This window comes from Rhodoferax sp. GW821-FHT07G04, from assembly GCF_059418585.1.
On record NZ_JBWKQD010000002.1, the window covers coordinates 270954 to 284370 of the forward strand.

8 protein-coding genes are annotated in these 13417 nt (G+C 63.2%); 6 read left to right on the plus strand and 2 right to left on the minus strand.

All coding sequences use genetic code 11. The features are described from left to right. Nucleotides 1–38 precede the first annotated feature (38 nt). The 4 genes from AC07OO_RS10475 (at nucleotide 39) to AC07OO_RS10490 (ending at nucleotide 7698) form a co-directional block, all read left to right on the plus strand. Nucleotides 39–3464: a response regulator gene (locus AC07OO_RS10475; protein ID WP_495082047.1), complete on the plus strand. Its 3426-nt coding sequence runs from the start codon at nucleotides 39–41 to the stop codon at nucleotides 3462–3464. Nucleotides 3465–3493: 29 nt separating this feature from the next. Then, nucleotides 3494–4621: an HD domain-containing phosphohydrolase gene (locus tag AC07OO_RS10480; protein ID WP_495082048.1), complete on the plus strand. Its 1128-nt coding sequence runs from the start codon at nucleotides 3494–3496 to the stop codon at nucleotides 4619–4621. Between the two features lie 52 nt (nucleotides 4622–4673). Then, a complete protein-coding gene (locus AC07OO_RS10485; protein ID WP_495082049.1) occupies nucleotides 4674–6443 on the plus strand; it encodes a sensor histidine kinase in 1770 nt (589 codons plus the stop codon). A gap of 226 nt (nucleotides 6444–6669) precedes the next feature. After that, complete coding sequence (locus AC07OO_RS10490) at nucleotides 6670–7698, plus strand: acyltransferase family protein (RefSeq protein WP_495082050.1); 1029 nt, start codon at nucleotides 6670–6672, stop codon at nucleotides 7696–7698. Between the two features lie 5 nt (nucleotides 7699–7703). On the opposite strand, the gene AC07OO_RS10495 is transcribed toward AC07OO_RS10490, so the two are convergent. After that, nucleotides 7704–9482, minus strand: coding sequence for an acetate--CoA ligase (locus tag AC07OO_RS10495; protein ID WP_495082051.1), 1779 nt, complete (start codon nucleotides 9480–9482; stop codon nucleotides 7704–7706). Between the two features lie 82 nt (nucleotides 9483–9564). Between AC07OO_RS10495 and AC07OO_RS10500 the strand changes: the two genes are divergently transcribed. Further along, nucleotides 9565–10467 (plus strand): alpha/beta fold hydrolase, encoded by a 903-nt coding sequence (locus AC07OO_RS10500; RefSeq protein ID WP_495082052.1) that lies wholly within the window; start codon nucleotides 9565–9567, stop codon nucleotides 10465–10467. A gap of 18 nt (nucleotides 10468–10485) precedes the next feature. Here the strand turns inward: AC07OO_RS10500 and AC07OO_RS10505 are convergent, their stop codons facing one another. Beyond that, a complete protein-coding gene (locus AC07OO_RS10505) occupies nucleotides 10486–12099 on the minus strand; it encodes a methyl-accepting chemotaxis protein (RefSeq protein ID WP_495082053.1) in 1614 nt (537 codons plus the stop codon). A gap of 180 nt (nucleotides 12100–12279) precedes the next feature. Between AC07OO_RS10505 and AC07OO_RS10510 the strand changes: the two genes are divergently transcribed. Further along, nucleotides 12280–13377 (plus strand): patatin-like phospholipase family protein, encoded by a 1098-nt coding sequence (locus tag AC07OO_RS10510; RefSeq protein ID WP_495082054.1) that lies wholly within the window; start codon nucleotides 12280–12282, stop codon nucleotides 13375–13377. Nucleotides 13378–13417 lie beyond the last annotated feature (40 nt).

Here is a 13417-nt window from a genome sequence, read left to right on the forward strand (position 1 = left end):
ACACCAAGACTTCAGGGCAGGGCTGATCGCAAGTGGAGATGCTGACATTTTCCATGGGCGTAGTGGGCGTGGCGGCTTGGCTAGTCGCCGGAGCCACCGCCCTGCGCAACCGGCGGCTGCAGCGCCAATTGGCCTCCGAGCAGGAGGCTCTGCGTGCCGAGACTGCGCTGCGCCAATTGGAAGCCAAGGAGGCCTTGGCCCAGCAAACGGCCACGGCTTCGGTGCTGCATGTCATGGGCAATTCCATGGCAGATGCCAAACCGGTCTTTGAAAAAATCACGCAGAGTTGCTTCCAGCTGTTCACCGGTCTGCATGGCGGCATCTTGTACATGACCGAGGGCGACATCGTTCACCTGGGTGCTCACCAAGGCCCCGGGGCGCAAGAGCTGGCACTGGGCCTGCCCAGCAAGCTGGTTGCCGGATCAGTCACTGGCCAGGTCATCAAGGAGATGCGGGTCATACAGTTTGCCGACGTGCACACCGACCCGGGCGCCACCGCCGAACTGCGGCGCAACAGCCGCACCACGGGCACCCACTCCATCCTGTTCGTGCCCCTGGTATCCGATGGCGTGGGAATAGGCACTATTTATGTGGGGCGGGATGCGGTGGGTGCCTTCTCGCCCAAGGAAGTGTCCCTGTTGGAGACCTTCGCCGACCAGGCCGTCATTGCATTGCAAAACACCCGCCTGTTCAGCGAAACGCGCGATGCCTTGGAGCAGCAAACCGCCACCGCCGACATTTTGAAGGTCATCGCCCAGTCGCGTGGCGATGTGCAGCCCGTGCTTGACGCGATTGTGGAAAGCGCCAGGCGCCTGGTCAACGGCTATTGCGTCAGCATCCAGCGGATCGTGGACGCACAACTGCACCTGGCCGCCTGCAGCACGGCTGATACAGACCATGCCCAGGCATTGCGCTTGCACTTTCCCACCGGCATGGACGAGCCTATGGCGACCAATACCCTGACACTTCAACAACCCCAACAGGTCCGTGACGCCCAAACCGCACCCGAGCTGAGCGAGGCTGCACGCCGACTGGCCCAGCGCGGCAACTACCACGCCTGCCTGATGGTGCCCCTGCTGCGCGAGGGCCAGGCCATAGGCACCATCAGCGTGGTCGGTAGCCAGACAGGCTTGTTTCCGCCACACCAGTTGGAGCTGCTGCAAACCTTTGCGGACCAGGCCGTCATCGCCATCGACAACGTGGCCATGTTCAATGCCGTCACGCAAGCCCGCGCAGCGGCCGAGGCGGCCAACCAGCACAAGAGCGATTTCCTGGCCAATATGAGCCATGAAATCCGCACACCGATGAACGCCATCATCGGCATGGGCTACCTGGCCATGGGCACGCAGCTGACCACGCAGCAGCGCGACTATGTGCAAAAGATCCAGCAATCCGGTCAGCACCTGCTGGGCATCATCAACGACGTGCTGGACTTCAGCAAAGTCGAAGCCGGCATGCTGCAGATCGAGCAGGGCGACATGATGCTCGAGGGCCTGATGGACGATGTGGCCACGCTCTTAGCCGAGAAGGCCGCCGTCAAACAACTAGAGTTCGTCATTGACGTGGCGCCCGATGTGCCGCAGGCCCTGGTGGGCGACGCGCTGCGCCTGCGCCAGATCCTGATCAACTTCGCCAACAACGCCGTCAAGTTCACGCATGCGGGCGAGGTGGCCATTGTGGTGCGGGTGGCCGAGCGCACCGATACCGACGTTCTTTTGCACTTCTCGGTCACCGACACCGGCATCGGCCTCACGCCTGAGCAAATGGGCCGCCTGTTCCAGAGTTTCCAGCAGGCCGATGCGTCCACCACCCGCAAATACGGCGGCACCGGCCTGGGCCTGGCCATCTCCAAGCAACTGGCCGAATTGATGGGCGGCAAGGTGGGCGTGGAGAGCACCATCGACCGGGGCTCCACATTCTGGTTCACCGCGCGCCTGGGCCTGGGCACTGCGCCCCAGGCCCTGCGCAAACCCATGCCCGACCTGCGTGGCAAGCGCATTCTGGTGGTGGACGACAACGACCACGCCCGGGCCGTCATGCATGGGTTGCTCCAGCAAATGGGGTTTGACGCCACCGAAGTGCCATCGGGCCAGGCGGCGCTTGACGCCCTCAGCGCCAGCAAGGTCCCGTTCGACACCGTGCTGCTGGACTGGCAGATGCCCGGCATGAGCGGCTTGGAAGCCGCTGGCCGCGTACGCAGCCTGCCCCTTGCCAAGACGCCCCACCTGGCCATGGTCACCGCCTACTCCCGTGAAGACCTGCTGGGCCAAGCCACGGCCATGGGTATCACCGAGGTGCTGTCCAAGCCGGTCAACCCCTCCGTGCTGTTTGACGCCCTGATCCGTTTGATGACCGACGATGCGCCGTCCGTCAGCGCACCGGCAGGCCTGGCGCGGGGCGTCAAGCCGGCGGTGGGCCTGGAGGGCCTGGCCGGCGCGCGCGTGCTGCTGGCCGAAGACAACCTGCTGAACCAGCAAGTGGCCTGCGAACTGCTGGCCGATGTGGGCGTGCAGGTCATGGTGGCCGGCAACGGGCGCATCGCCGTGGAAATGGCCCAGTCCCAGACCTTCGACGCCATTCTGATGGACATGCAAATGCCGGAGATGGACGGTGTAGACGCAACACGCACACTGCAGGCCCTGCCCGGCTGGGCCGGCCCCCCCATCATCGCGATGACGGCCAATGCGATGAACGCGGACCGCAAGCGCTGTCTGGACGCGGGCATGGTCGATTTTGTAGCCAAGCCCATCGAGCCCGAACAATTATTCCAAACCCTGCTGCGCTGGACCTGGAAAGAGGGCACACGCAATACGCCTGGACAAGCTCCGCAACGCGAAGACGAAAACACCACCGCAACCAGCAGCCTCTTACCCTCGCACATCGACGGCCTGGACATGCACGCCGGCCTGCGCCGTGTGTTGGGCCGCGAAGACCGTTATCTGACCCTGCTGCGCAGCTTTGTCGCCGAGCAGGCCAACGCCACCGTGTACATCACAAAAGCCCTGGCAGAAGGCCGAACGACCGACGCTCGGCGCCTGGCACACACACTGCAGGGACTGGCCGGCACCGTGGGTGCCCGCGCCCTGCATGGCGCGGCCCATACGCTGGAGGAAGCCATTGCCGCCGGTAGCCTGGACGCGGCCAACAACCACCTGCCCGATGTTGCGCACGCGCTCAACCGGCTGATCCAGGCCCTGCAGCCCGTGCTGCAGACCAGCGGCGCCGCTACGCCGCCCGCCCCGCAGACCGCCGCGATAGACCCAGCCCAACAACGCCAGGCGATGGAGCAGTTGCTCAAGTTGCTGCGCAACGACGATGCCAAGGCACAGCGCCATTTTGCAGACCATGCCGCCTTGTTCAGCCCCCTGATGGGCGAATACTACCCCCGCATACGCAACTCCATTGACAGCCTGGCCCTCGACGAAGCATTGGAGCTGGTCGAAGCCCTGCCCCCACAAACTTAATCCGCCACCAGAAAGCACACCGACTGACCATGGACATCGACCCCACCGCCAACGAAGACCGCCAGACCGTGATGGTGGTAGACGACACCCCGGCCAATCTGGTGCTGATGAACGACCTGCTGCAAGACCAATACACCGTCAAGGTCGCCTCCAGCGGCGCGCGGGCCCTGAAGATTGCCCACGGCGGCAAGGCGCCCGACCTGATCCTGCTGGACATCATGATGCCCGACATGGATGGCTACGAAGTCTGCCGCCAGCTCAAGGCCGACGCATCCACCCGCAACATACCGGTTATCTTTCTGACCGCCCGTACCGAAGAGCATGATGAGCAAATGGGCCTGGAACTGGGCGCCGTGGACTACATCACCAAGCCCATCAGCCCCGCCATCGTGCTGTCACGGGTCAGCACCCATTTGACGCTCAAGGCCTCGGCCGATTTCTTGCGCAACAAGAATGACTACCTGGAACAAGAGGTGCAACGCCGCACCGCCGAAATCCAGCGCCGCACCGCCGAGCTGCGCGACCTGCAAGACGTCACGATACTGACCATGGCCTCATTGGCGGAGACACGCGACAACGAGACCGGCGACCACATCGTGCGCACCCAGCACTATGTGCGCCTGCTGGCCGAGCAGTTGCGCCACCACCCCCGCTTCAGTGCCTACCTGGACGACGAGATGATCGACCGCCTGTTCAAGTCTGCACCGCTGCACGACATCGGCAAGGTCGGCATTCCAGACAGTATCTTGCTCAAGCCCGGCAAGCTCACCGCCGAGGAATTCGAAGTCATGAAGACCCACACCACACTGGGCAAACTGGCCATCGAGAGCGCAGAGGCCCGATTGGGCAAGAGCGTGCCCTTCCTGCTGTGCGCCAAAGAGATCGCATACTCCCACCAGGAGAAATGGGATGGCAGCGGTTACCCCGAAGGCTTGGCGGGCGACGCCATCCCCATCTCCGCACGGCTGATGGCCATTGCCGATGTCTACGACGCGCTGATCAGCAAGCGCGTCTACAAACCTGCTTTCACGCATGCGCAAGCGATGGGCATCATCCAGGAAGGCCGCAGCCGCCACTTCGACCCGGATGTGCTGGATGCCTTTGTGGCGATTGAGGCAGCCTGCAAGGCGATTGCCGAGCAGCATACGGATGCATAAACCCCCTGCAAGCGTTTCTCTGGCATGCTGCATGCATGGGGACTGAAAAAGCATGACCGCCGCATCACCGTTTTGGCACCGCACGATTTGGGATGGCATTGAGTCTGCAGTGACCAATCCGGAGTTGCTGGCACTGCTGTACACATGGCAGGCACTGCCACGCAAGGGCTCTTCGGACCTTCCCGACCTCGCCGACTTCGCGTTGCACGACGCGCAACTGGCACCACCATCCCTGCAGCGCTTTGTACCCAAGGTCATGGTGCTGGAGGCGCTAGACAATGGCGATTTCCAATACCTGCACTACGGCATAGAGATCAGCCGCCACAGCCAGACCAATATGACGGGCAAACGGGTGTCCGAATTCGGCGGTGTCCTGGCGCCTTTCTTCCTGGATTGCTACCGCGGCGTGCAGGCCCGGCGGCGGCCGCTGTACACGCTGCACTACTCGGACCGGGCCTCTTCGGTCTACACCTGGGAGCGCCTGATATTGCCCTTGCAGCGCGCCGACGGAACGCTGGCCATGGTCGTGTACAACCAGCCCCTGGAAATGCGGGCGCACCTGCTGGAGGCCGTGCTGGATGGCAGCCACGACGCCATTCTTGCATTGCGGCGGGTGGTGGGCGAAACACCGGGCGAAACCGACTGGATGGTTCTGGTGGCCAACCAAAGCATGGCCCGCCTGGCCGGCGCAAGAGACGCCAAAGTCGAAGGCCGCCCGGTGGCCCAAGCCTTCGCGCGCTGGCACGAACTTGGCCTCTCGGACCTGTGCCAGCGCACGCTGGCCTCCGCCCAGGCTCGCGAAGAAGAGCGTTGCCTCGCAACAAGCCCGCAGCAAGGCGTGGAGCGCTGGTTCTCCGTCCACTGCGCGCCCTTGCAGGAGGGCTGTCTGGTGCGCCTGAGCGACATCACCGAGGCCAAGGAGCGCGAGCAGCAACTGCGCCAATCCATGCAATTGGGCCAGGAGCTCAATGAGAACTTGGAGAAGCGTGTTGCGGAGCGGACGCTGGAGCTGAGCAATATGCTCACGCTGCTGAAGCAATCCCAGCAAGAGCTGGTGGAGTCCGAAAAACTGGCTTCGTTGGGTTCGCTGGTGGCCGGCGTGTCGCACGAACTCAATACGCCGATCGGCAACGTGCTGATGTTGTCCAGCACCTTGCAGGACCGTGTCCGCGAATTCAACAACACCCTGGTGTCCGGCGGGGGCCTTCGGCGCGCCGAGCTGCAGCGCTTCTTGGGCTTTCTGGCCGAGGTCAGCGAGTTTCAAGTCAGTGCCAGCCGCAAGGCCGCCGACTTGATCACCAGTTTCAAGCAGGTGGCGGTGGACCAGACCTCGCAACGGCGGCGCGACTTCACACTGGATGGCGTGGTCGAAGACGTGCTCAATACTTTGGGTCCCACATTGAAGAAGCCCGTCACCGTGCAGATACGCAACCAGGTACCACCCGGCATTGCCTGCGATGGCTTTCCGGGTCCCTTGGGCCAGGTCATTTCCAACCTGGTCCAAAACTCCGTGGTCCACGGCTTTGCAGAGGGCGCACCCGACGCCAGCGTCACGCTGCAAGCCGCCAGCGATGCAGCCACCGGCCAGGTTCACCTCAAGGTTGTGGACAACGGCGTGGGCATGGAATTGGCCGTGCTGACCCGCATCTTCGACCCTTTCTTCACCACCCGGCTGGGGCAAGGCGGATCGGGCCTGGGCCTGGCCATCTCCCACCGCATCGTGACCTCGCTGCTGGGCGGCAAGTTGACGGTCGAATCCGCACCTGGACAGGGTACTTGCTTTACCGTGTCCTTCCCGGCCAAGGCGCCTGCGCAGTTGTAGTGCGCAGAGCCAGATGCGGGAGAATGTTTGCTATCAATAAAATAGCCACAAACATCCACTTCACGAGGGCTACAGCCCTTTTCTTGCAGGATCTCCCAGTAACATACCTGAATTGGGTATTTTTGAATCCCAAACAGGAGCAGGGCCCCATACCCCCGTGTTAGCATGCGCCCCGCCTGCCCCGCCTGCCCCACCGCCCCCCACGCCGTCTTCCCCTCCACATCCCATGCCCCCACCGCTGAACCGCGACGACAACCGCTTCGACATCCTGCGTCTGCTGGCGGCGTGGCTGGTGCTGTTCAGCCACTGTTACCCGCTGAGCGGGCGAGGGCACAGCGAGCCGCTTGCCAGCACATGGGGAGTCGACACGCTGGGCGGCGTAGGTGTGGCGATTTTCTTTGTGCTGAGCGGCTACCTGGTGACACTGTCTCTGGAACGCAGCCCGCACATCATCGAATTTGCCCGGCGCCGCGCGCTGCGCATCTACCCGGCATTGGTGACCTTGTGCCTGCTGTGCATGCTGGTGCTGGGGCCGTGGATGACGGTACTGCCGCAGGCCGCGTACTGGCAGCACTATCTGACCTTGGACTATCTGAAGACGGCCAGCGCGTGGTTTATCCAATACCCGCTGCCTGGTGTATTTTGGGACAACCCCCTGCCGATCACTGTCAACGGCGCGCTGTGGTCGCTGCCGTATGAGATCACCTGCTATGGCGTGCTGGCGCTGGCCAGCCTGTTGCCGGGGCCGTTGCGGTTCAAAGTGCCGCTACTGGGTGCCGGCTTGGTGCTGCAGTTCTTGATGCGCCCGTCGGCCATGGTGATGGGGCCGTTCGACCTGTTCATGGGCCTGGACTATTACCACGGCAAGCTGGGTGTGCTGTTTGCGCTGGGCGCTGTGTTTGCCTGCTGGCGCACGCACATCCGCCCCCTGCTGTGGCCGGCGCTGTTGCTACTGGCCGGCACGCTGTTCCTGCCGCACGGCGGGCGGCAGACGCTGCTGTACCTGCTGGGCGCCGGCACGCTAACGCTATGGCTGGCGCTGTATGGGCGCTGGCTGCCACGGGTGCCCGCGCGCGTGGGCGACTGGTCGTATGGGGCGTATCTGTACGGCTTTCCGGTGCAGCAGGTGCTGGCGCACTACAAGCTGCATGAGCTCAGCTTTGTCGGCTACATCGTGGCCAGCACGGTGCTGACATTTGGGCTGGCCGGATTGTCGTGGCACCTGGTGGAAAAGCAGGCCATGCGCTGGAAGTAGCCAGTTCAGCCAACGCCACCACCCGCAGAACGCACGCGCCCCAAAGCCCTCTCCTCTTCCTGCAGCCGCAGCACGCGGCGTTGCACCTTGCCGGTGGTGGTCATGGGCAATGCGGCTACAAACTCAATCTCTTTGGGGTACTCGTAGGGCGCCAGAAGACCTTTGACGTGGGTCTGCAATTCGCCAGTGAGCCTTATATGCAACTCGTCCATAGCCCCCGTATCGTCTGCACATGCCGCTATCAAGTCAGGAGCAATGACGACGTAGGCCTTGACCAGCGCACCGCGCTCAGGGTCCGGCTTGGGCACGACCGCGGCATTGGCCACGGCCGGGTGTTTGACCAGGCAGTTTTCAATCTCACCCGGGCCGATGCGGTAGCCGGCGGACTTGAACACGTCGTCGGATCGGCCCTGGTACCACAGGTAGCCGTCGGCATCGCGCACGGCCATGTCGCCGGTGCGGCACCAGTCACCGGTGAACTTGGCCTTGGTGGCGGCTTCGTTCTTCCAGTAGCCCAGAAAGAAGATGGGGTCGGGCTGGCCGTGCACGTCCAGGCGGTGCAGGGCCACATCACCCGGCACACCCACAGCGCATTCCTTGCCCGCCTCGTCGATGACGCGCACATTGTGGCCCGGATACGCCATGCCCATGCTGCCGGGCTTGGAGGGGTACAACGCGTTGCAGTTGCCAACGATGTAGTTGATCTCGGTCTGGCCGAACATCTCGTTGGGCTTCACCCCCAACTGCTGCTCGCAATAGGCAAACACGGCGTCGCCCACCGCTTCACCCGCGCTCATGATGGCCTGCAGTTGCAGCCCGAACTGCTGGCGCACGCTCTGCTGGGGCGTGCCGGGGAAGGCCTTCATCATGGCCTTGAGCGCGGTGGGAAACAAGAAAGTATGCGTCACACCGCAAGCACCCATCAGCTCCAGCGCGGTCTGTGGGCTGAAGCGGCCGTTGTAGGCGACGATGGGACGACCGAAGTAGAGCGTGGGCAAGAGCGCGTCCATCAGCCCGCCCGTCCAAGCCCAGTCAGCCGGAGACCAGAACACAGCCTGCGTGCCGCTCGGCCCCACTGGATCAAAGCCAAACCAATTCTGGCTGGCCACAAATCCCGGCAGGTTGCCGATCAGCGCGCGGTGCGGCAGCAGTGCACCCTTGGGGTTGCCCGTGGTGCCACTGGTGTAGATCAAGATGGCGGGGTCCTCCGCCAAGGTATCCACCAGCGTGAAGTGCGTGCTGAACTGGGCCAGTGTGTCCGCATACTCGCAGTCGGCCATGCGCTGCACGGCGTCGGGGGCGCCCACGCCCACCACGGTGCGCAGCAGCGGGCAGTGCTTGCGCGCCAGTCGCAGGTCCGGTAGGGCCGACTGGTCAGCAATGGCGACCACCGCTTCGCTGTCCTGCAGGCGGTATTCCAGCGCGTCCGGCCCGAACAGCAAGGACAGCGGCATAGCCACCGCCCCCATTTGCAGCACGGCGATGTAGGCCACGGCGGTCTCAAAGCACTGGGGCATGACGATGGCCACGCGGTCGCCGCGCGCCACGCCCTGGGCCAGCAGTGCGTTGGACAGACGATTGGCCTGCTCCTGCAGCAAGGCATAAGAGTAAAAAGTGCTTCTAGCCCTCGTCGAATATGACTGGACCGCTATTTTTTTAGTAGCATCCGCTTGGGCGACCCAGCGTGCACAGCAGACGTCTGCGATGTTGAAGCGCTCTGGCACCGCCCAGATGAAGCTGCCATGCAGGCGCGCATACGCATCGGGCACACCTGCACTGGGCATGGCGCCCGGCTGGGGTGTTGGTTGCGTGGCTTTGTCCCTGTTTTGACTGACTGGCATCCCGTGGCTCCGTATGATTGAGCAAATGTACCAAGTCAAAAGAAATTTCCGCAGCGAGTTTGTCCCTATACGTAATCTGCAATACCACGTGCAGATCTGGGGCGAACCATCTCCCGACAAAACCCCGCTGGTCATGGTCCATGGCTGGATGGATGTGGCGGCCAGCTACCAGTTCGTCGTCGACGCCTTCCAGGATGAACACTACATCATCGCGCCCGACTGGCGCGGCTACGGCAAGACGCCGTCGGGGGAAGTCGATAACTACTGGTTCCCCGACTACATGGCCGACCTGGACTTCTTGCTGGACCACTACTCGCCAGACCGCCCCGTCAACCTGGTCGGCCACAGCCTGGGCGGCAATGTGGTCATGCTGTACGGCGGCGTGCGCCCCGAGCGCATCCGCCGCCTGGTCAACCTGGAGGGCTTTGGCATGCCGGCCACCACGCCCGACATGGCGCCCGCACGCTATGCCAAGTGGATGGACGAGCTGAAGAAACTGCACCGTGGCGAGATGGACCTGCGCGCCTACGACGCCGTCAGCGGCGTAGCCCGCCGCCTGATGAAGACCAACCCCCGCCTGAGCCAGGACAAAGCGGATTGGCTGGCCCGCCATTGGGCCGAAGAAAACGCAGAGGGCAAATGGACCATCCTGGGCCAGCCCGCGCACAAGGTCATCAGCGCCCACCTGTACCAGGCCGAAGAGGTGCTGGCCCTGTACCGGCGCCTGAACATGCCGGTGCTGGCGGTAGAAGCGTCGGACAACAGCTTGAACCTGTGGTGGAACGGCAAGTTCACGCTGGAGCAATACCACGAGCGCATCAAAAACGTGCCCAACGTGGAGATAGGCTTCATCCCCGATGCGGGCCACATGATGCACCACGACCAGCCGGAGATTCTGGCCGGCTTGATCGAGCGCTTTATCGCGTAATCATTCGACTGCGACGGGTCAGCCCAGGGCCAGATGGCGGCCTGCAGCGCGATGGTGCACGGGCTGCATCTGGTCTACCTTGAACACCGACACGGTTCCGACCAGCTCTTGGGCCTGGCCCTTCAGGCTGGAGGCCGCGGCCGCCATCTCCTCCACCAGCGCCGCGTTTTGCTGGGTAACCACGTCCATCTGCTGCACCGCCTCGCCAATCTGCGCCACGCCCTGGCTTTGCTCGCCGCTGGCGGCGCTGATCTCACCCATGATGTCGGTCACGCGTTTGATGCTGTCCACCACTTCTTTCATCGTGCTGCCGGCCTGGTCTACCAGGTTGGTGCCGTGTTCGACCCGCTCCACGCTGGCATTGATGAGTTGCTTGATCTCTTTGGCTGCTTCGGCACTGCGCCCGGCCAGGGACCGCACCTCGGTCGCCACCACCGCGAATCCGCGACCCTGTTCGCCAGCGCGGGCCGCTTCGACCGCGGCATTGAGCGCCAGGATATTGGTCTGGAAGGCGATGCCGTCGATGACGCTGATGATGTCGGATATCTTGCGCGATGACTCGTTGATGCCCTTCATGGTCTGCACCACCTGGTCCACAACAACGCCACCTTGCACCGCCACGCTGGACGCACTTTGGGCCAGCTGATTGGCCTGGTGGGCGCTGTCGGCGTTCTGCTTGACGGTGGAGCCCAGCTCTTCCATCGACGCGGCGGTCTCTTCCAGCGCGCTGGCCTGTTGCTCGGTGCGGGCCGATAGGTCGTTATTGCCCTGGGCTATCTCTGCACTGGCGGTTGCCACCGATTCGGACCCGCCACGGACCGCAGACACCACCTGCGCGAGCTTGCTTTGCATCTCGCGCATGGCGACCAGCAGTTGCGTGGTCTCGTCGTTACCCCGTGCATCGATGCGGGTAGACAGGTCGCCGCCGGCCACCGTCTGCGCCAGTAACACGGCGTTAGAAATGGGGACCACGATGGACCGCGTGATGACCGCGGCGGCCGCAATGCCCAGTACCACCGCCAGCGCACTGAGCGTGAGCATCAGCGTGATAGCCGAGTGGTAGGTCTGATCGGCCGCATTCGCAGCCTCGTCGTTTTGTGTTGCCTCCAGATCGGCCAGCTCCCCCAATGTGGCCAGCCAGGCCCGCTGGGCAGGCAAGACCTCTTTCATCAGCAACTTGGTGGCCTCTTCATTTTTGTTTTCCAAACCCAGGGCGACCACCTTGTCGAACAAGGGCAAGGTCTGGCTTTTCAGCTCCCTGGATTTGGACAGCAATTCCTTTTCCTTGGGCGCGGTGCTGGGCAGCGTGTCGAACATCTTGCCCAGGCTCTCTTCCTTGGCGTCGTAGTCCAGGCGGATCTTCTTCAGGTCTTCGCTCACGGCCTTCATCTCGGCCGGGTCGGACAGCAGCACGATGTCACGCACGGCAGCACCGACCCGGTTCACATCGATGCGCATGGCCACAGCCAGCTTGCTCTCAGGGTCATTGACGCGGGTGATTTCGTCCGTCGCCTCATGGAGCTGCGCCATGCGGCTGATGCCCAGGCCCGCCACCAGGACCAGCAGCAACAGGACTGCACCAAAACACAACGCAAGGCGGGGACCGATCTTGAGGCTCTTCAGAAAGTTCATGGTTCAATCGCTTTGCATGAAAGAAGGCGGATGGCAGCGAACCGGCTTTTCCAGCGAAATCGATGCAGCAAGATACCGGCCCAGTTCAGTATAAGTTGACCCCTCGGGTGTTGTGCCCAGCGTTTGCTTATCTTTACATGGACCGGGCGCCAGACCCTCCCGGCTTGTTACCCTAGAGCTATGCATACCCCATCCGACCTAGATCCTCCACCCAATAGCCCACCGCGCGTCAACCTGGCGTTGCAAGGCGGCGGTTCCCACGGCGCCTTTACCTGGGGTGTGCTGGACACGCTGCTGGACGATGGCCGTGTGGCCTTCGAGGGCCTGAGCGGCACCAGCGCCGGTGCGATGAATGCGGTGGCCTTGGCGCACGGCTTTGCACAGGCCCAGGGTCGTGGGGCACTGGCCCAGCGTGAGTCGGCCCGGGCCTCGCTGGCGGCATTCTGGAATGGCATTGTGGAGATGGGCGCGCTGGGCGCCTCCATCACCCAGGCCCAGCGCGCGCCATTTGATGCGCTGTTTGGTGGGCTGGGTAACCTGGTGGGCGACGCCATGACCAGCTTCTGGTCGCAAACCGTGTCGCCCTACCAAAGCAACCCGCTGGACATCAACCCCTTGCTGCGCTTCCTGGAGAGCCAGATCGATTTTGAGCAACTGACGGCCTACAAGGCCTTGAAGGTCTTCGTGGTAGCAACGACGGTGACCACCGGCAAGGCCGAGGTGTTTTCCGGCAAGCGGCTCAGCGCCAAGGCCGTCATGGCCTCGGCCTGCCTGCCCACCGTGTTCCAGGCGGTGGAGATTGAGGGCGAGCACTATTGGGACGGTGGCTACGCCGGCAACCCGGCCATCCACCCGCTGATCTACCAGTGCGACAGCCGCGACGTGGTGCTGGTGCAGATCAACCCCATCAAGCGCGACAAGCTGCCCACCACGGCCGCCGACATCATGGACCGACTCAACGAGATCACCTTCAACGCGGCGCTGATCGCCGAGATGCGCGCCATCGATTTCGTCAAACGCCTGCTGGCCGAGGGCAAGCTGGACCCCAGCCGCTACAAGAACCTGCTGATGCACCGCATCGACGGCGGCGAGATACTGGAAGGCTTCGCCGCCTCCACCAAATCCTCCACCGACGCCCGGCTGATCCACACACTGCATGACCTGGGCAAAGACTGCGCCAAGCAGTGGCTGGCCAAGAAATACGCCCATCTGGGCGTGTCCTCCAGCATCCAGATCGCGCGGGACTACCTGGACGACCTGCGCGTGCCTGGCAGATAGGGAATAGCCCATCTAAAATGCTGGGTTATTCCCAGAATTC

Excerpts from the sequence above, each read along its gene's own strand:
- AC07OO_RS10475 (WP_495082047.1), top strand. The coding sequence starts at position 39 with ATGCTGACATTTTCCATGGGCGTAGTGGGCGTGGCGGCTTGGCTAGTC.
- AC07OO_RS10480 (WP_495082048.1), top strand. The coding sequence starts at position 3,494 with ATGGACATCGACCCCACCGCCAACGAAGACCGCCAGACCGTGATGGTG.
- AC07OO_RS10485 (WP_495082049.1), top strand. The coding sequence starts at position 4,674 with ATGACCGCCGCATCACCGTTTTGGCACCGCACGATTTGGGATGGCATT.
- AC07OO_RS10490 (WP_495082050.1), top strand. The coding sequence starts at position 6,670 with ATGCCCCCACCGCTGAACCGCGACGACAACCGCTTCGACATCCTGCGT.
- AC07OO_RS10495 (WP_495082051.1), bottom strand. The coding sequence starts at position 9,482 with ATGCCCAGTGCAGGTGTGCCCGATGCGTATGCGCGCCTGCATGGCAGC.
- AC07OO_RS10500 (WP_495082052.1), top strand. The coding sequence starts at position 9,565 with ATGTACCAAGTCAAAAGAAATTTCCGCAGCGAGTTTGTCCCTATACGT.
- AC07OO_RS10505 (WP_495082053.1), bottom strand. The coding sequence starts at position 12,099 with ATGAACTTTCTGAAGAGCCTCAAGATCGGTCCCCGCCTTGCGTTGTGT.
- AC07OO_RS10510 (WP_495082054.1), top strand. The coding sequence starts at position 12,280 with ATGCATACCCCATCCGACCTAGATCCTCCACCCAATAGCCCACCGCGC.